Origin of the sequence: uncultured Maribacter sp., from assembly GCF_947500405.1 — a bacterium.
Taxonomy (GTDB): Bacteria; Bacteroidota; Bacteroidia; order Flavobacteriales; family Flavobacteriaceae; genus Maribacter_B.
The window spans coordinates 125,642-144,071 of sequence record NZ_CANMRY010000005.1; the positions used below are offsets into that span (position 1 = coordinate 125,642).

Here is an 18,430-nt window from a genome sequence, read left to right on the forward strand (position 1 = left end):
ATTATTTTCTTGGTAAGGCAATAGTACTTAATTTACAAACAGATATTAAATGATTTTCATCATCTGTAACCTTAATTTCCCATAACTGCGTTGTACGCCCTTTATGTACCAAAAGTGCTTTAGCATATACAAAGCCTTTTTTTACACTCTTTACATGGTTTGCAGAAATTTCTATACCACGTACAAAAAAGTTTTGTCCGTCTAAGAAAATATAAGAAGCAGTACTCCCTACGCTTTCTGCTAAAGCAGCAGTAGCACCACCATGCAAAACACCATCTGGTTGATGCACTCTAGAATTTACTGGCATTTTTGCAATTAAAAAGTCTTCTCCAACATCTGTATATTCAATTTCTAAAGTCTCCATAAGTGTGTTTTTGGAGCTTTCATTACAAATAGATAGAATCTTTTCTTTATAATCGTTCATGCCTTTTTTTTGTAAAATTAAGCATTAGCTAAGAATAAAAGAAGTGTTTAAAAGGGAATGGTTTCTTAAAGTAAACTTTGGTTTTTTACCTTTACTGCAATATTAGTTATTGATAATAAAAATGAGTAATCAAGAAAAAAAAGTAAGTTACACTACAACGAACACCTATGAAACTCTTAACTCCTTAACCAATAAAACCAAAAACATATGGATTGTTTTACATGGCATTGGATATTTAAGTAGATATTTTATTAAACATTTTGATTCCTTACCTCCTGAAGAAAATTATATAATAGCGCCACAAGCTCCTTCTAAATATTACTTAAACAATAAATTTCGTCGTGTTGGCTCTAGCTGGCTTACTAAAGAAAATACCACTTTAGAAACAAAAAACATATTAAATTATTTAAATGAAGTATACCAACAAGAAGCTGTTACTGACCAACATAATATAATAATTTTAGGATATTCACAAGGCGTTTCTATTGCTAGCAGGTGGATTTGCTATTCTAAAGTTCCATGTAATCATTTAGTATTATACGGCGGAATTATACCCAAAGAATTAACTAAAGAGAAATTTTCTAATCTAATAGATAACAAAACAAAAATAACCTTCTTTATTGGTGATAAAGACGAATATATTACAGAGGCTAAAAGAGTTTTAGAAGAAAAAAGAATAGAACTTTTACTTGATGGTAAAGTAAACATAATAGTATATGATGGTGAACATGCCATTAAAAAAGAAATAATAGAATCTTTAGTGTAAGTTACTTATTAAAAATAAGTTATAGTCCTGGTTTTATAACTATTATCTGGCGTAATAATTTGTTTAATCCAATTGCCAGAATTGCCATTATCATATTGGTACACATATTCTTTTATCGTGATAATATCTTCTAATTTCTCTTCCGTTTTAATCAGCATGTCATTTTCGTTATAATCATATAATATAACTTTCTGTGGTTCAAACTCTTTTTTATCTGTATTAAACAAAAACTTAATCTTAGAAACTATTTTATCTTTTTGGTTTACTTTATCTTCTTCTGCAGATATTGGTTCTCCATTTAAAAAAGTCTTAGTAAGCACTAATTTTTGTTCTGAAGTATTTTTCTTTTTTATTTTTGATGTTCTAATAGATTTAATAATCTCACCATTTAAACTATATGTTTTTGTGTTTTCACCTTTAAAAGTTGTAAAAGTAATAGCAGTAGTATCTATACCATTATCATTAGTTCTTGTAATTTTCTCTAAAACATTTTCTTTAGAATAGGTATATTCATATTGTTCTAAAAACTCTTTAGAATACGTAAGTATTTTTTCTGTGATTTTTAAAGTTGTTGTACTATCTATAGTATAAATATTAGCAATGGAAGTACTAGGGTCAAAAGTGTTTTCTCTATAGTTTTCAAATCTTTTTTCTATTAAAAATTTTCCATCATACTTATAGTATGTAATATTATAATCAGCATCATTATGTCTTGTAACAGACTTAGATAAACGTCCATCTTTTAAAAACTCATATTCTTCCTTACCATATTTAGTATTTACCAAACACGTTTGCACACTATCTTTTAAATCAAAATCCTTCACCGTAAAAATTCTAATTTCTTGTGCATTAACAGAAAAAGAAAAGTTTAGGAATAAAAATATAAAAATATAGGAGGTATAATTTTTCATAATACAAAATTAGTTATATTCTTATTTACCTGAAAAAATTACCCCAATAAAAGAACGCTTTTAAACGTTGTAACGGACAAAAAAACACCAAGTTTTTTCTATATCTTATTATTACATTAAAAGTTGTAAATTTGATATTAACACCATTAATTTTATTGCTTATATATTTTTATGGACTTACCAACCTCTCCTTTTAGTAAACAACAACTTCTTCCGCAAGAAGAAACTTTAGAAATCTTAAAACAGAAAGGAGAACTTTTTATTGGCTTACCAAAAGAAAATCAAAATCAAGAAAAAAGAATTTGTTTAACCCCAGATGCTGTAAATGCCATAACTGCCAACGGCCATAGAATATTAATAGAAGCTGGCGCTGGTGAAGGTGCTAATTTTACAGATATAGAATACACTAATGCTGGTGCAGAAATTACTACCGATATTAAAAAGGTGTTTTCTTGTCCGCTTCTATTAAAAGTAGAGCCACCAACTTTAGCAGAAATAGAAATGTTAAATCCGCAAGCAACTATTATATCTGCATTACAAATAAAAATACAAGAAAAAAGATATTTTGAAGCATTGGCAAAAAAGAGAATTACTGCCATTGCTTTTGAATATATACGTGATGAAGATGGTAAATACCCTGCGGTACGTTCCTTAAGTGAAATTGCAGGAATATCGTCTGTATTAATAGCTTCTGAGCTAATGGCAGTTACCAATGAAGGTAAAGGTTTAATGTTTGGAAATATTAGTGGTGTTCCTCCTGTAGAAGTTGTAATTATTGGTGCTGGTACTGTTGGTGAATTTGCCGCAAGATCTGCTATTGGCTTGGGTGCAAATATTAAAGTTTTTGACAACTCTATTACTAAACTTAGAAATATACAAACAAACCTAAACCAGACTATATACACTTCTACCATACAACCAAAAAACTTATTAAAAGCCTTAAAAAGATGTGATGTTGCAATTGGTGCTGCAAGAGGTAAAGACCGCTCACCTGTGGTAGTTTCTAGTACTATGGTAGAACACATGAAAAAAGGTGCTGTAATTATAGATGTTAGTATAGATATGGGTGGTTGCTTTGAAACTAGTGAGGTTACATGCCATAATAAACCTACTGTAGAAAAATTTGGTGTAGTTCATTACGGTGTTCCTAATATACCTTCTAGATACCCAAAAACTGCATCGGTATCTATTAGTAATATTTTTACACCTTATCTACTAAAACTTGGAGAAGACGGGGGTATAGAAAATTCTTTACGTTTTGACAAAGGTCTTAGAAATGGTCTGTATCTTTACCATGGAATTTTAACCAATAAATCTGTAGGCGAATGGTTTGACTTACAGTATAGCGACATCAATTTTCTTATTTTTTAATATGGCATTTTTAAAACGTTTAGGTTACTTTGTATTTGGCCTATCATTAGGTATTGTTTGTTTAACTTTTTTCTTCAAGAAAAAATCGGATGAAACGGGTACCAGTTTATCTTTTTGTTATTTACCAAATTGTAGAACACTAAAAGACATACGTTCTAAACCGTTACACTACTCCGAAGAAATAAGTACCTTGCTTTTAAATAAAGAATTAGACTCTACAGATATTGCTTCTTTCTTAACCAACGGAGATGTAGACTTTGGAAACAGTGATACTAAATCTAATCCATGTAAAACCTATCTTATAGAAGGCAACTTACACGGAAAAGAAGCTATTTTAACCGTAAAAAACTGTAAAGACAAAGCGCAAATAAGTAAACTTGTTTACTAAATTTTCCTTCTCTTTCGTTCTTCTTTTAACAAGGTTAATTCTCTTGTTGTTTGCCCCGCCACAGATGTGTTCTCCTCTGCCCTACGTATTAAATACGGCATAACATCTCTTACTGGGCCAAAAGGTAAATATTTTGCAACATTATAGCCCTCATTAGCTAAATTAAAAGATATATGATCGCTCATACCATAGAGCTGCCCAAACCAAACTCTAGTATCCGATTTTTCGATATTCTTTTCCTTTAAAAGTTCTAATAAAGCATAACTACTAGCTTCATTATGCGTACCACAGAAAAGAGAAATAATATCTAAATTGTCTATTATATAGCTAACTGCAGCATCAAAATTAATATCGGTATCTTTTTTACTAGCACAAATTGGTGTTGGGTACCCCTTTTCTTTTGCTCTAGTATTTTCTTTCTCTAAATAAGCACCACGTACTACTTTTAAACCTACCAAAAAACCTTTCTCTTTAGCTCTTTTATGCAACCTTTCTAAATATTCCAAACGATCCCATCTATACATTTGCAGCGTATTAAACACTACCGCTTTTTCCGTATTATATTTTGCCATCATATCTTCTACCAATTGGTCTGCTGCATTTTGCATCCAACTTTCCTCACCATCTACTAACAAAGCTACTTTCATATCAAAAGCTTTTTTACAAACCGTGTCAAACCTTTTAATAACACGCTCCCACTCTACTTTTTCTTCTTCGGTTAGCTCTATGTTACTAGATACTTTTTGGAATAATGCAAACCTTCCAAAACCAGTAGGTTTAAATACCGCAAAAGGAATAGAATCTAATTCTTTTACAAAATTTAAAATCTTTAAAATCTTATGTAAAGCTTCGTCAAAAGTAGCTTCTTCCTCTTTTCCTTCTACAGAATAATCTAAAACAGAACAAACTCCTTTTTCCCACATTTTATCAACCACTGGCAGGCAATCTTCCTCATTTACGCCACCACAAAAGTGGTCAAAAACAGTAGCTCTTATTAGGCCTTCTACCGGCAAATGTGCTTTAATTGCAAAATTTGTCATTAATGTACCCATTTTTACCAGAGGCTCATTTGCAATCATTTTAAAAAGAAAATAAGCTCTTTCTAATTCCGAATCCGTTTTTAAGGCAAATGCCGTTGCGGTATTCTCAAAAATATGCTTCATTTATTAAAATATTAGTCAACATCAAATATAATAACACTTTTTACAACCATTTCATTTAAAATAAGCTTTATTTTGCGAGCTATTAAAAAAATATTTTTCTTTGAAAAACTTTAGAGAAAAACTTAATTACAACTATGAACTCTATTACCACAACGGCTTATTCTATACATTTTAATACAGATGCTTTTAATGCTCTAAACACCCATTTAGAAGAAAAAACATATTCTACTATATTTATTATGGTAGATGAAAATACGCATGAGCATTGTTTACCTGCTTTTATGTCTCAAATTACTGGAGACTATGCTTTTGAAATTATAGAAATAGAATCTGGTGAAGAAAACAAAAATATAGAAACTTGCACAGGAGTTTGGAGTGTACTTTCTGAACTTGGTGGAGACCGCAAGAGTATTCTTCTAAACCTAGGAGGTGGTGTTCTTACAGATTTAGGTGGCTTTGTTGCTTCTACTTTTAAAAGAGGAATTAATTTTATAAACATACCTACCACATTACTTTCCATGGTTGATGCATCTGTAGGTGGTAAAACTGGTGTTGATTTAGGGCCTTTAAAAAACCAAATTGGAGTTATAAACCAACCGCAAATGGTACTTATTGTTCCGGAATTTTTACAGACTTTAGAAGCTAGGCAAATAGAAAGTGGCTTTGCAGAAATGCTAAAACATGGTCTTATTAAAGACAAAAACTATTGGGAAGAACTTAAAAAAATAACATCTTATAAAGAAATGGAAGCATACATACATGATTCTGTTATTATTAAGAATGATGTTGTTACCATTGACCCAACAGAACAAAACCTACGTAAAATATTAAATTTTGGTCATACACTAGGGCACGCTATAGAGTCTCATTATTTAGAGAGTAAAGAATTACCAACACTTTTACATGGAGAGGCAATTGCAATTGGAATGATTTTAGAAGGATACCTTTCTTATAAACTAACAGGACTACCTAAAAGTGAATTGGAAGATATTAAAAAAACTTTTTTAAGCAGGTATAAAAAAATTGAATTCACTGAAGAAGGAATTAAAAGCATTTTAAAACTTTTAATTTTTGATAAGAAAAATTCTCATGGTAACATCAATTTTGTTTTACTAAAAAGTATTGGCGAAGCTGTCTATGACATTAAAATTAAAGACGAACTGTTTTCCGAAGCTTTTTCTTACTACAAAGAATAAGAGATTCATGTACTAAATTCTTTATTTTACAACTCTTTAAAAAAAGTAAAGCATAAATTATATAGATTCGGTAGTATAAAAACCAAACCTATACATTATGTTACGCAAACTTGTAGATTACAAAAAATTAGACCACAGCATTGTTTCTCTTTTAATTGAAACGTACCCTCATGGGTACGGAGATGATGATATTATAATTTTTAAAAATCTAAATGGTGAAATTATAGAAACTGTTGAACTAAAAACAGAAGACACTATTTACTTAGTAAAAATTAGTAAAAGCTTATCTAACTTTATTGCAAATTTTGAAGACAACGTAGAAAAAGAAATAGAACCTAATACTACAAATGTTTTAGAAGAAGTAGATTCTTCTGAAATGCAATTAGATATAGATTCAGATTCTTTAGAGAATGAAATAGAATAGACTAAAAATACCTTTCTTTTAAAATTTTCATGTGGTGCTTTTGATGACCACAAATAACAAAGCCTAATCCGCCAACACTCCATTGTATATTACTTGCTGTACCTGTGTGTAACAGTTGTTCTTTAGTAATATTCTTAAACAATGTAATTGTAGACTCTCTTACAGCAAGAAATTCTTCTACTATATTTTCTTTATTTCTATTCGCTACAGAAACTTCTTTTACATAATCATTTTCATTAAAACTTGGTAAAGCTGTTTTATCATTTCTACAAAAACACAGTGCCCTATATTGAAAAACCCTTTCTGTATCTATAATATGTAACAAAACTTCTGCCACTGTCCATTTATCTTTACCATAGGCATAAGAAAATTTAGTAGCATCTATAGTTTCTACTAAATCTAGAAACTGTTTTTTTCCATTAAGCAATTCAGACATGAGCTCTACATCCTCAAGAGTATTTAAAATAGGTAGCATAAAACTCTTTATATTCTACCTCTAGTAAATCTGATTTTTTCATTTTTAATAAATAAAAAATCCTAATTAAAATAATTTCAATTAGGATTTAAGTTTATAGTAATTAATGCTATTAAAGTTCATTAAAAATTTTGTGCATTAATCGTTTTTTATCATTAATACTTTCTTCTAAAGAAATCATTGTTTCTGTTCTACTAATTCCTTCAATATCATCAATTTTGAAAATAATATTTTTAGCGTGAGTAGTATCTTTTGCTCTAATTTTACAGAAAATATTAAACTTTCCTGTAGTAATATGAGCAACAGTTACATTTGGAATTTCATTTAAACGCTCTAATACAAATTTTGTCTGGTGCGTTTTTTCTAAGAAAACACCAACATAAGCTATAAAAGAATATCCTAACTTAACATAATCTATAGTTAAAGAGGAACCTTTTATTATTCCTGCCTCTTCCATTTTCTTTACTCTAACATGTACAGTACCAGCAGATATTAATAATTTCTTTGCTATATCTGTAAATGGAGTTCTAGTGTTATCTATTAACATATCTAGAATCTGGTGGTCTATCTCGTCTAACTTAACTTTACTCATGGTTTTAAATAGTTTAAATGCGAAAATAATAAATTACGATAGAAAACTCAATAAAAGTTGCTTTATTATAACAAAAATGTAACGTTTAGGTAATTAAATATCATATTATGCAATAAAATTTTCTAAAAGTTCTATGAAAGGTTCCTTTTTTAAGTTAAACAACTCTTCTTCTTTTAAACAATTATAGGTTTTATGACCAAAATAAGATGTTGTTAATTTTCCAACCTTTTCTATTGCTGGCACAAACTCAAGAACACCATTTATTAAGGTTTCTTTAAACAATATTCCTATATCTGTATTTGGGTCTAAACTTGAGTTAATTCCCTCTGCATTACCTATTAAAACGTCAAAGAAAAGTTTTCCGTTTTCTGGTATGGTAGTATAGTCTTCTTGGCTATAACTAGGAATAGTACCTAAACTAATTGTACTAATTGCTTTTAGTAAAGATATATATATAAGTTCTCGTGTAGTTTCCCTTTCATAATCGTTAGGGTAATGACCAGACTCAAAAAGTATTGTTGGAACGTGTAGCATTTGAAAAGTGTCTCCCACACAATTTGCATTAAACCCATCATCATACCTTCCAACTTGACCTGGAATTATTTTTTGTAACTCACTATTCATTGCAACAATTAATTGCATACTTATTCCTCTAGTTTTAGAAATAGTTCTTTCTTCATTGTGTGCAGGAGCTAAAAAAGAAACTGTTGCAGGCTTATTCGTTGTCCCTACATTAAAAATAGTACGCTGGTCATGTAAATTAAAGCAGTAGTTAGGTTTAAACTTTTTATACTCTGCCATTAAAATAGTACTCTCTGGCTGGGTTTGGTTTTGCGCATCTCTATTTAAATCAATCCCATTTGCATTTATTCTTGTGTAGGCATGTGCCCCATCTGGATTTAGCATAGGGATAATATGTAGTGTACAATTAGCTTTTATATTATTTACTTCTTTAGTATCTTGTTGTAAATAATTAATTAAATCTAATACTGCTTTTGTAGTGGTAGATTCATTACCATGCATTTGGGACCACATTAAAATTCTATTGGATCCATTACCAACAGTAACGCTATATATTTTTCTTTTTTGGACAGAATCTCCAATATAGGAAACACTAAATTCTGAAGGCAATTTTTCTAAAACAGAGAAAATTTGTTCATTAATTACATAACGACCAGTAACAGATTTCTCTTTTATATTCTTATACTCTATGGATGAAAACATCTAAAATTCTTAAATTTAATTAGTAAAAATACAATCTATATAAATTACATTTGTAATCTATAGCGTGTTTTTTGTTATGTAATTAAATATTAAAACAACTAAAAACAAAAATATACACGCAATAATCTGAAAGTGAAATATTTAATTAAATTTATATAAATAAATACTTTACCTAAAACCTATAATAAGGTTTGCTAACTTAATTATTTTCTTAAACTATGATGAAAAAAATAATCTGCATAATATTACTATTATTAACAGTTATTTCTTGTTACCAACCAGAACGAAACTGTAGCAATTTTAAAACTGGAGAATTTACGTTTACATATGAAATAAATGGAGTTTCTAAAACCGGTAAATTTATACGTGACAAAGAATACAGTGTAGATTATTATGATAATAAAATTGACAGTGCTTCTGTACGGTGGTTAAATGATTGTGAATTTGTTTTAAAAGATTTAAATAATGATATTGCCATTCATTATAAAATTTTGAGTACCACAAAAAATTCTTATACTTTTGAATATAAGAATGCTGTAAAAGACGCCAATAAAAAACTAATTGTAAGAACGGGAACGGCAACAAAAACTAAATAACCATGTTTGAAATTTTTTCTAATCCAGATGCTTGGATAGCCCTTTTAACTTTAACCTTTTTAGAAATTGTATTAGGTATAGATAATATTATTTTCATATCTATTGCTGCAGGAAAATTAGAACCTGCGCAAAGAAAAAAGGCAACTAACATAGGCTTAGTATTGGCCATGGTTATGCGTATTGTACTTCTTTTTGGTATATCCTTACTAACCTCCATGAAAAAACCTTTCTGGGTTATTGATTTGGATTGGATTTCTGGCGGTATTAGCGGACAAGCAATAATTCTCTTTGCTGGTGGATTATTCCTACTATACAAGAGTACAAAAGAAATACATGAAAAAGTAGAGGATAAAGGTCATGATGAAAGAGAAGTAACTAAAGCTCGTTCTAAAACATTAAGCAACGCTATAGTACAAATAACAGTTATTAATATTGTTTTCTCTTTTGATTCTATCTTAACAGCTATTGGAATGACAAATGGAATATCTCCAAACCCTAATGATGCATTAATTTTAATGATTGTTGCCGTGGTTGTCTCTGTGATAATAATGATGTTATTTGCTAACCCAGTTGGGGAGTTCGTAAATCGTCATCCGTCCGTACAAATACTTGGGTTATCTTTCTTAATATTAATTGGGTTTATGCTTATTGCAGAAGCAGCACACCTTGCTCATTTAATTGTTTTCGGCAATGAAGTTGGCACCATTCCAAAAGGATATTTATACTTTACTATTGCATTTTCTTTAATGGTAGAATTTTTTGATTTAAGAATGAAAAAAAATAAAAAAGGAATAACTGAAAATATAGAAGAGTAATTTCACTTTTCTAAACAAAAAAACACCCTAGTAAAATAATTTGCTAGGGTGTTTTTATTTTAATAACCTTAATGCCTCTCTCCTACTTAATGGCTCTAAATTTGTATTCGCTACAAATTCCACAACCCAGTTAGGATTGGTTCTACTGTATTCCCTTAAAACCCAACCTATAGCTTTATTTATAAAAAACTCTTTAGAACCCAACAAACTATTAATTGTATTGTGCAATACTAATGTATCTAATTCCTTTTTATATTTTAATTGAAAAAGTATAGCACTCCGTTGTAGCCAAATATTATTAGTCTTTAGCCACTTTTTAATAGTTGCATCTTTAGTTTCAGGAAATTTTTTAAAATAAGCTCCTAATAATTTAACCGCAATAAAATCTACTGTATCCCACCAAGATTTATTTGTAATCATATACTCATAAAGCAAAATATCTTCTACTTCTTGGGCTTTTATATATTTAAACACTAATTCCTGTCCAAAATGCTGAAACTCTCTTTGCGGTTTACTCCATAAAATTTTAATTAATTTTGGAAGCACCTCTTTAGGAAGAAGGTAAGATGTAATTAAAAATGGTTTTTGAATTTCTCTTCTAATAGGAGTTTTTAATCCATAATAATCAAATTGATCACGCATGTACGCTTTTTGATGCATAGCAACTAAGCTATCTGCACTATTGGCAAATTCATTTTCAAGGCTCTTAATATATTCTTCCATGAGTAAAATTTCAATCTTAAAATACAAATTTACTCTACAATAGTAAATCTCTTCAAATTTTCTATTTCTGGAAGAATAACCTCTTTAACCAAACTATGATCTTCCGTATATATACCAGAAGTAATAAGATTATAAATAAATTTACCATCACGTATAGTAAGTAATACACCATTAGGTTCTCCATCATAGGTTCTAATAGCATAAAAACTATCCTCTCCAGGAAGATTTATATTTTTTACCTCTTCAGTACCTTGACCAAAAGAACTTGCAACTATATTATAAGCGCCATTAGTTAATTGATATGCCTTTTTTGCTTCCTTAACACTTCGTTCCTTAGCTATTGTAATGGAATAATACAAAGGACTATACCTATCTGTCTCTATTAAATCATACGTATATTCTAACTCTACAGACCCATCAAAATACTTGTGTACACTACAAGTCTCACTTTTTCCGCTCAAATCTAAATTAATATCATAAACTTCTGTTATTTCTTTGATAGTAGTAATTATGGGATATTTAGACACCTCAATAGTATCATCAGAAATACAAGAACAAAAAATGAGGCAGACAAGAAGTAAGATTTTTTTCATCAATTATATTTTATAAAATATAACGGAAAATTCTTATTTTATATATAATCCTATTAATTTAAGCTTAAAACTATTTTTATAAATCTTTTATTGGTGAAATTCAAAATTTATAAAAACCCTCCGCGGGGGACACGGAAGGTTTACATACCACAATCATCTTCATCATAAATCTACATTTGCAGCAATTTTTATTTCTTAGAACATTTAAACTATTTAAAAGCAGCATCGATATGCATATTAGCTATATGATTTGTTCTGTTACTTATTGTTTTATGAGATAAGCTTAAGATTACATTTAAAACATTTTTTTCTTCATATCCAGCTACAAAAAAGCTTCTAATTTCAGCTATCTAAAGGGGGTTCGTTACGCAAGGCTTCAGTAATAGAATCATTAACTTTCATCATTATTGCAATACCTGTATGTACAGGAACACATTAATGTCAAGGGTACTGAACATTAATAGATTGCTAAACAACATTTAATTATTCTTCATCAAATGAAGTCTGCTATGCTTCTAAAAATTTTGGCGAACCTGCTAATAATCCATATAAACCAAGAATCATTCCATACGCTTTTTTGTTTTTTTTAATAATGGTTTTACTTCTTCGAGTGTAGATTCCATATTGTATACTTGTAATGTTATCATGATTCTAATTTTTATTCAAACTTTAACTAAGCAAATGCTTAGTAATTATACAAAAAAAAATGCTACATATTTGTAAATGCAACTTCTATACTATTTTTTAATTGTTTTTTATTAAATACTTTAGATGCAATAGACAAGCCTAAAAGTGTATTCATTAAAAAATCTGCTTGTTGTTCTATTAAATAATTTTCTTTTTTGTCGTCTTGTTTTAAATTACTTATAAATAAAGCTCTAATTTCATTTGCAAATCTCTTTAACTCAAACATTACCTCTGGTTCTTGTTCTTCATTTATCTCATTTACAATATTGGTAACTAAACACCCTTTTTGTATTTCTCCTTCGCTAGAAAACTCTATAAAATCATAAAAATATTGTTTTAATCCAACAACACCATTGTTAGATGTTCTAAGCTTTTCTTTGATAACATTAATCTGCTTTTTATAATACTTTACACTTTCTAAAAGAACACCTTGTTTATTATTAAAACTAGAATAGATAGAAAACTGGTTAATACCCATTTCCCTTTCTAACATACGTACAGAAGTTGCTTCATAGCCATTACGCCAAAAAAGACCCATTGCCTTTTTTATTACTTCTTGTTCGATATATTGTTTTTTACGAGCCATTGGTTATCATCTACAAGACAAAACTAAGCGATTGCTTTAAGGTTAAAAAAACAGTTTAAAAAACTTTAACTAAAAGTAATTAATTATTTAAACATAAAATAGTCACTAATACCACTAAGTATACTCTGTACTGCGTAGGATGCTAAAATTAATCCCATAATTTTACTAATTACAGTTATACCGTAGCTCCCAATACGTTTTTGAACAACACTAGCGGTAAGTAAAATTAATGAAGTAATTGCAATAACAACAAAAACAAGTAAGGTAGTAATTGCTTGTTGTTGGATAGTAAATATGTGATATCCGTCATAATTACTACCGCCATTATTGCTCCTGGGGAGGCAATAGATGGTATTGCTACAGGAAAGATAGTAACATGCTTATAATCTGTTATTTGATTTTTTTCTCTTTCTGGTTTGCCATCTCCAAAAATCATAGTAAGGGCAAAAAGAAAAAGAATAACACCGCCTGATATTTGAAACGCATCTAACGAAACAGACATTCCCTCCAGAATTAACTGTCCAATAACAATAAAGAATAATAAAATACCAAATGCAATTAATGATGCTCTTATGGCAATTTTCTTTTTATGTAATTTATCAAATTCTTTAGTTGCTTCTAAATAAACAGGAACAGAACCTATTGGATCTATTACAGCAAAAAGGAAAAAAATAGTAGTTATTATTTCTTTCATTACATTATTCTATTCTCTTAGCTTGTGTAGTAAAAGAAAGTCCTTGTTGTCCTAACGTAGAACTCATTACTCCTTCAAATAAAGGCTCTGATGTTTTTGATTGTTTTTTCCATTCTATTAAAAAATTAGAACCTGTTCCTCCTGTCACATCTCCTTCCTCTATAATTATTTCTGTAGTCTCCATAGGAGCTAAATATATAGGAAAATCAAAATAGGATCTAATTAACTTTCCATGTGTATCAAAATAATTGGCATTAAGTAAATAAATTGTGTCTTTATCACTAGTATTTCTTAAACTTACCATAGCAGTTAAGTTATGCCTTTTATGCTCCGATAAACTATAAATTTGAGAATATATAGACAAGTAAGATTTTCCAAATTCTAAAGAATCTTTTATTGATGCACTTGCAGCTCTTTTTGTCCAATTTTCTGTAGCAACAGAACTAAGCTCTTTCTTTTCTTCACAAGCTAGAAAAATAAAAAATAGTATTAAAATAGAGATATATCTTTTCATTTTATTTTTTTTAAGTGAATATAAAACTTAGAAAACTAAAACCAGCATCTCATAATTTATAAGGAATGAGGTACAACTATAAAGATAAAGATATATTTTAATTTGGTCTACTAAATTTAGTATTAGGATTGGTGTTCTTATGATCTTTAAATAAACTTTGTTGTTGCTTAACTGTCATGGTACTTCCATCATGACTCCAACCAGGAGGACCAAAAATATACATTAGTTTATGGGATAGTTTTGGTGACTTTTTAGTGTCATTCCAAATATCTTTAAATTCATGAGTTAAAATTACCAACGGATTATAAGACTGTGGTGCATGTATTACACCAAACTTAACATCCACATCATCATCTAGCTCTTTCCATGTTCCAAATATTTTATCAAAAACATTTAAAAATCCTCCATGGTTTTTATCTAAATATTCCACATTTTGGGAGTGGTGCACTTGGTGCATAGTATGCGTATTAAATATTTTTTCTACCCACCCCATCTTAGGCACATATTTAGAATGCAATTGAAATTGCCAAAAAGATTCTATTGCTAAAGCAAAAACCACAACTTCTACAGGGAACCCTACCGCAGGCATCCACATATAAAAAAAAGGCTTATATAATAACGTAAACCAACCATTTCTAATAGCTGTTCCTAAATTAAAATGGTCCGAAGAATGGTGCACAATGTGAGCAGCCCATAATAATCTAATTTCATGATTGGCCCTATGGAACCAGTAGTACGTAAAATCATCTGCTAACTGACATAATAAAAATATATACCATGCATATCCAAAAGATTCATACCCCATGATATTAGTACGAACACCATCTACTAAAGGGTTAAAGAATTCATAGGTGTAATTAAAAACAGTAATTAAAACGGTAACTTTTATTAATGGTCCTAAAATAGCAGAACCTATTCCCATAGCACCACTTGCCATTAAATCTTTCCACACATATAAATCTTCATTATCATGTGTATGACTATAGGTTATTTCTAGTAAAATTAATGCTATAAAACAAGGAACACCATATATAAGGGGGTTGGTCAAATCCATAAATTAAAAAAATGTTTTTTTCAAAGATAGCCATACAATACTTAGATATAAGGATTAGGCTATTTTTATTTATAATTTCTAAATAATTATTATTTATTATTCTTTTCTAAAATCTCATTTTGCCTTTTCAGTAGCTGTTCCATTTTAGATAACAGCTCAATATCTTTTGGAGTTGCTACTGTTTTATCTTCTGGATTTTCTGCTTTATCCTTAAAATGATTTATAAACTTTAAAACCACAAAAATTGTCAGAGAAATGATTCCAAAATCTACTAAAACCTCTATAAGTTCTCCATACCAGATGGCAACTTCTTCTATACCATTTGTATTACCTTCACGTAAAACAATTTTCCTATTGGTCAAGGTAACACCCTCTGATAATAAAGATAGAGGTGGCATTATTATTTTTTTAACTAATGTATTCACTACTTTGTTAAATGCTGTTCCCACAATAATACCAATAGCCATATCTATCATATTACCTTTTACAGCAAAATTTTTAAACTCTTCAATAAATTTTTTCATAAACAAGAAATTAAAAAAGTGTTATTTGTCCATCGTCGTCAATATCACTATCAGCAGCATCAGGAGAACTTTTTGAAGAAGTATTAGTTTCTTTTTCTTCCGAAGAATTCTTTTTCTGCTCTTTTATTTCTGGTTTTTTATCCTGACTTTCTTCCACAACCTCTATTTCACTAATAGGTGTTTCTTCTTCTACTTCATAAGGTAATGCTTCTAAAGAATTAACATTTTTTACTTTATCTGAAGTAAGTTGGTTTCCTAATGCTTTTATACCTTTAATAGAAATAAATTCTTCTAAATTTATAGTTACATTAGGTTTTGGGTCTTTTCCCCTTGGCTTCACAAACTCAAGCTCTACCAATGGCCTCCAATCTGTAGAAATTAACTCTAAATAAGATTTTGGATGCTCTGTGATAATAAGGTCTTCTCTGTTTTCTTGTTCTATTAAAAAACGTTTTACAGCTAACCTTTCTTTATCTCCATCCCAATAAATAGCTGATAATGGTTTTTTAGGAATCCATTTTTCCAGAACTATCATATCATCCTCAAAATGAGACGTCAAGGTTGGTAACATGGTTTTAACCATACCTTTTTGAGTTACGATCAACAGTAAATCATCTCCTCTAAATTCTCCTAACAACTCTCCTCTCCCATCTACATTTAATCTACGCACCACATCATCAAACCAAATTTTTCTTGGTTTTAAGGTAGAAACTCCTTTTTCTTTAAGTTCTATTCGTTTTACAGCGTATTTAGTAACAATATTTCCTTTAGAGCCACGCCCTTTTATTAAAACATCCGAAAAATCTATATCCCATTTCAGTTTTTTAACACTACCAACTTGTCGCAAGTTTATAGTAACTACTTCTGCTTCTCCGTTAGGGTTAGCCGAATAGTATAGTACTTGAGATCCAGGTTTTCCTGCAGTTAAATCATATAACTTATCACGAGTCATACTCGTTACATTAAATCTTTTAATATACGTAGCACCGCCTTTACCATCTTTATAAATCATATTATAAGTGGTTCTGGAATCCTTCTTTTTAAAGACTGCTACATGTATAATATTTTTTCCTACAAAAGTTTTTGAATCTACCTTAGATACCATCATTTTACCTTCTTTGGTAAAAACAATAATATCATCAATATCACTACAATCTGTTACATACTCATCTCTACGAAGTGATGTTCCAAAGAAACCTTCTTCTCTATTTACATATAGTTTTGTATTTCTAATAACAACTTTAGTAGCTTCTATATCATCAAAAACTCTAATTTCAGATTTACGTTCTCTACCTTTACCATATTTAGCTTTTAAGTTTTTAAAGTAATCTATAGCAAATTCAATAATATGCGCAAGATGATGCTTAACCTCTGCTATGCGTTCTTCTAAATTATCTAATAATTGTTGTGCCTTATCAATATCAAACTTAGAAATACGTTTTATTCTAATTTCTGTAAGTCTAACAATATCTTCTTCTGTAACTGGTCTTTTTAAATGTTTTACGTGTGGTTTTAACCCTTTATCTATAGCAGAAATTACACCTTCCCATGTTTCTTCTTCTTCTATATCTCTATAAATACGATTTTCAATAAAGATTCTTTCTAAAGATGAAAAATGCCATTGTTCTTCTAGCTCGTTTAATTGAATTTCTAATTCTCTCTTTAACAATTCTACCGTATAATCAGTAGAGCGCTTTAACATTTCGGTTACTCCAATGAACAAGGGTTTATTATCTTCTATAATGCAACCTAACGGAGAAATAGAAGATTCACATGAAGTGAAAGCGTATAATGCATCTATAGTTTTATCTGGCGATATTCCACCTGGTAAATGCACCAAAATCTCGACATCTGCAGCTGTATTGTCTTCAATTTTCTTAATTTTTATCTTTCCTTTTTCATTTGCTTTAAGGATAGATTCTATTAAAGAAGAAGTATTAGTTCCGTAAGGTATTTCACTTATTACCAATGTCTTACTATCGTATTGTGCTATTTTTGCACGCACTCGTATTTTTCCACCACGAAGTCCGTCATTATAATTACTAACATCTATAATTCCTGAAGTTAAAAAATCTGGAAAAATAGTAAATCTAGAACCTTTTAAATGCTTTATAGACGCATCTATGAGTTCATTAAAATTATGTGGTAATACTTTTGTAGATAAACCTACAGCAATACCTTCTGCTCCTTGTGCTAATAATAGTGGAAACTTAACTGGAAGATTTACTGGTTCTTTTTTTCTACCATCATAAGATAATTGCCATTCTGTAATTTTAGGACTAAACACTACTTCTAAACCAAATTTAGAAAGCCTTGCTTCTATATATCTTGATGCTGCCGCTCTATCTCCTGTTAAAATATTTCCCCAGTTTCCTTGAGTATCAATTAGCAAATTTTTCTGGCCAATTTGCACCATGGCATCTGCAATACTAGCATCCCCATGCGGGTGATACTGCATAGTATGCCCAACAACATTCGCTACTTTATTGTAACGACCATCATCTAACTCTTTTAAAGCATGTAGAATTCTTCTTTGCACAGGTTTAAAGCCATCTTCTATAGCTGGTACTGCACGTTCTAAAATTACATAAGAAGCATAATCTAAAAACCAATCTTTATACATTCCCGTAACCTTGGTTAAGGCTACTTGGGAATCGTCATTGTTTTCTATATGTTCTTGGTTTGGTTCTTCGTTGTCTTCCATAAAAGA

Annotated in this window: 20 protein-coding genes and 1 pseudogene; 7 read left to right on the forward strand and 14 right to left on the reverse strand. The window is 29.7% G+C overall.

The window, feature by feature from the left end; translation table 11 throughout:
- Nucleotide 1: 1 nt before the first annotated feature.
- Nucleotides 2–424 (reverse strand): hotdog fold thioesterase, encoded by a 423-nt coding sequence (locus Q0945_RS08850; protein WP_299433661.1) that lies wholly within the window; start codon nt 422–424, stop codon nt 2–4.
- Nucleotides 425–545: 121 nt separating this feature from the next.
- Between Q0945_RS08850 and Q0945_RS08855 the strand changes: the two genes are divergently transcribed.
- On the forward strand, nt 546–1,190 hold the full coding sequence (locus Q0945_RS08855; RefSeq protein ID WP_299433664.1) for an esterase: 645 nt from the start codon (nt 546–548) through the stop codon (nt 1,188–1,190).
- Between the two features lie 8 nt (nt 1,191–1,198).
- On the opposite strand, the gene Q0945_RS08860 is transcribed toward Q0945_RS08855, so the two are convergent.
- Nucleotides 1,199–2,101, reverse strand: coding sequence for a hypothetical protein (locus tag Q0945_RS08860; RefSeq protein ID WP_299433667.1), 903 nt, complete (start codon nt 2,099–2,101; stop codon nt 1,199–1,201).
- Nucleotides 2,102–2,272: 171 nt separating this feature from the next.
- On the opposite strand from Q0945_RS08860, the gene Q0945_RS08865 reads away from it, so the two are divergent.
- Nucleotides 2,273–3,472, forward strand: coding sequence for an alanine dehydrogenase (locus Q0945_RS08865; RefSeq protein WP_299433670.1), 1,200 nt, complete (start codon nt 2,273–2,275; stop codon nt 3,470–3,472).
- A gap of 1 nt (nt 3,473) precedes the next feature.
- Nucleotides 3,474–3,860 (forward strand): DUF4258 domain-containing protein, encoded by a 387-nt coding sequence (locus Q0945_RS08870; protein WP_299433673.1) that lies wholly within the window; start codon nt 3,474–3,476, stop codon nt 3,858–3,860.
- On the opposite strand, the gene Q0945_RS08875 is transcribed toward Q0945_RS08870, so the two are convergent.
- A complete protein-coding gene (locus tag Q0945_RS08875; RefSeq protein ID WP_299433676.1) occupies nt 3,857–5,023 on the reverse strand; it encodes a proline dehydrogenase family protein in 1,167 nt (388 codons plus the stop codon). The genes Q0945_RS08870 and Q0945_RS08875 overlap by 4 nt on opposite strands.
- Before the next feature lie 134 nt (nt 5,024–5,157).
- Between Q0945_RS08875 and aroB the strand changes: the two genes are divergently transcribed.
- Both aroB and Q0945_RS08885 read left to right on the forward strand, forming a co-directional pair.
- Nucleotides 5,158–6,219, forward strand: a complete 1,062-nt coding sequence (aroB, locus tag Q0945_RS08880; protein ID WP_299433679.1) for a 3-dehydroquinate synthase — start codon at nt 5,158–5,160, stop codon at nt 6,217–6,219.
- A 97-nt stretch (nt 6,220–6,316) separates the two neighbouring features.
- On the forward strand, nt 6,317–6,643 hold the full coding sequence (locus tag Q0945_RS08885; RefSeq protein ID WP_299433682.1) for a hypothetical protein: 327 nt from the start codon (nt 6,317–6,319) through the stop codon (nt 6,641–6,643).
- Nucleotide 6,644: 1 nt separating this feature from the next.
- Here Q0945_RS08885 and Q0945_RS08890 read toward each other — a convergent pair whose 3' ends face one another.
- From Q0945_RS08890 to Q0945_RS08900, 3 genes are all read right to left on the reverse strand, one after another.
- The gene (locus Q0945_RS08890) at nt 6,645–7,118 is read right to left on the reverse strand and encodes a DinB family protein (protein WP_299433685.1); all 474 of its coding nucleotides are present in this window, start codon (nt 7,116–7,118) and stop codon (nt 6,645–6,647) included.
- A 112-nt stretch (nt 7,119–7,230) separates the two neighbouring features.
- Nucleotides 7,231–7,710 (reverse strand): winged helix-turn-helix transcriptional regulator, encoded by a 480-nt coding sequence (locus tag Q0945_RS08895; RefSeq protein WP_121066107.1) that lies wholly within the window; start codon nt 7,708–7,710, stop codon nt 7,231–7,233.
- A gap of 105 nt (nt 7,711–7,815) precedes the next feature.
- Nucleotides 7,816–8,934 (reverse strand): M14 metallopeptidase family protein, encoded by a 1,119-nt coding sequence (locus Q0945_RS08900; protein WP_299433692.1) that lies wholly within the window; start codon nt 8,932–8,934, stop codon nt 7,816–7,818.
- Between the two features lie 218 nt (nt 8,935–9,152).
- On the opposite strand from Q0945_RS08900, the gene Q0945_RS08905 reads away from it, so the two are divergent.
- Both Q0945_RS08905 and Q0945_RS08910 read left to right on the forward strand, forming a co-directional pair.
- Complete coding sequence (locus Q0945_RS08905) at nt 9,153–9,530, forward strand: hypothetical protein (RefSeq protein ID WP_299433695.1); 378 nt, start codon at nt 9,153–9,155, stop codon at nt 9,528–9,530.
- Between the two features lie 2 nt (nt 9,531–9,532).
- A complete protein-coding gene (locus Q0945_RS08910) occupies nt 9,533–10,345 on the forward strand; it encodes a TerC family protein (protein ID WP_299433698.1) in 813 nt (270 codons plus the stop codon).
- A 54-nt stretch (nt 10,346–10,399) separates the two neighbouring features.
- Here Q0945_RS08910 and Q0945_RS08915 read toward each other — a convergent pair whose 3' ends face one another.
- From Q0945_RS08915 to Q0945_RS08950, 8 genes and pseudogenes are all read right to left on the reverse strand, one after another.
- A complete protein-coding gene (locus Q0945_RS08915; RefSeq protein WP_299433701.1) occupies nt 10,400–11,068 on the reverse strand; it encodes a DNA alkylation repair protein in 669 nt (222 codons plus the stop codon).
- Nucleotides 11,069–11,097: 29 nt separating this feature from the next.
- On the reverse strand, nt 11,098–11,661 hold the full coding sequence (locus Q0945_RS08920) for a hypothetical protein (protein WP_299433703.1): 564 nt from the start codon (nt 11,659–11,661) through the stop codon (nt 11,098–11,100).
- Between the two features lie 709 nt (nt 11,662–12,370).
- Nucleotides 12,371–12,934 (reverse strand): TetR/AcrR family transcriptional regulator, encoded by a 564-nt coding sequence (locus Q0945_RS08925; RefSeq protein ID WP_299433706.1) that lies wholly within the window; start codon nt 12,932–12,934, stop codon nt 12,371–12,373.
- 83 nt (nt 12,935–13,017) lie between these two features.
- Nucleotides 13,018–13,628: pseudogene (locus tag Q0945_RS08930) on the reverse strand (MarC family protein).
- Nucleotides 13,629–13,632: 4 nt separating this feature from the next.
- Nucleotides 13,633–14,142: a DUF3124 domain-containing protein gene (locus tag Q0945_RS08935; RefSeq protein ID WP_299433709.1), complete on the reverse strand. Its 510-nt coding sequence runs from the start codon at nt 14,140–14,142 to the stop codon at nt 13,633–13,635.
- 97 nt (nt 14,143–14,239) lie between these two features.
- A complete protein-coding gene (locus Q0945_RS08940) occupies nt 14,240–15,196 on the reverse strand; it encodes a sterol desaturase family protein (RefSeq protein ID WP_299433712.1) in 957 nt (318 codons plus the stop codon).
- A gap of 89 nt (nt 15,197–15,285) precedes the next feature.
- Nucleotides 15,286–15,720 carry a large conductance mechanosensitive channel protein MscL gene (gene mscL, locus Q0945_RS08945; protein ID WP_299433715.1) on the reverse strand — a complete coding sequence of 145 codons (435 nt, stop codon included), beginning with the start codon at nt 15,718–15,720 and terminating at the stop codon, nt 15,286–15,288.
- A 10-nt stretch (nt 15,721–15,730) separates the two neighbouring features.
- Nucleotides 15,731–18,424 carry a DNA gyrase/topoisomerase IV subunit A gene (locus tag Q0945_RS08950; RefSeq protein WP_299433718.1) on the reverse strand — a complete coding sequence of 898 codons (2,694 nt, stop codon included), beginning with the start codon at nt 18,422–18,424 and terminating at the stop codon, nt 15,731–15,733.
- Between the last annotated feature and the right edge of the window lie 6 nt (nt 18,425–18,430).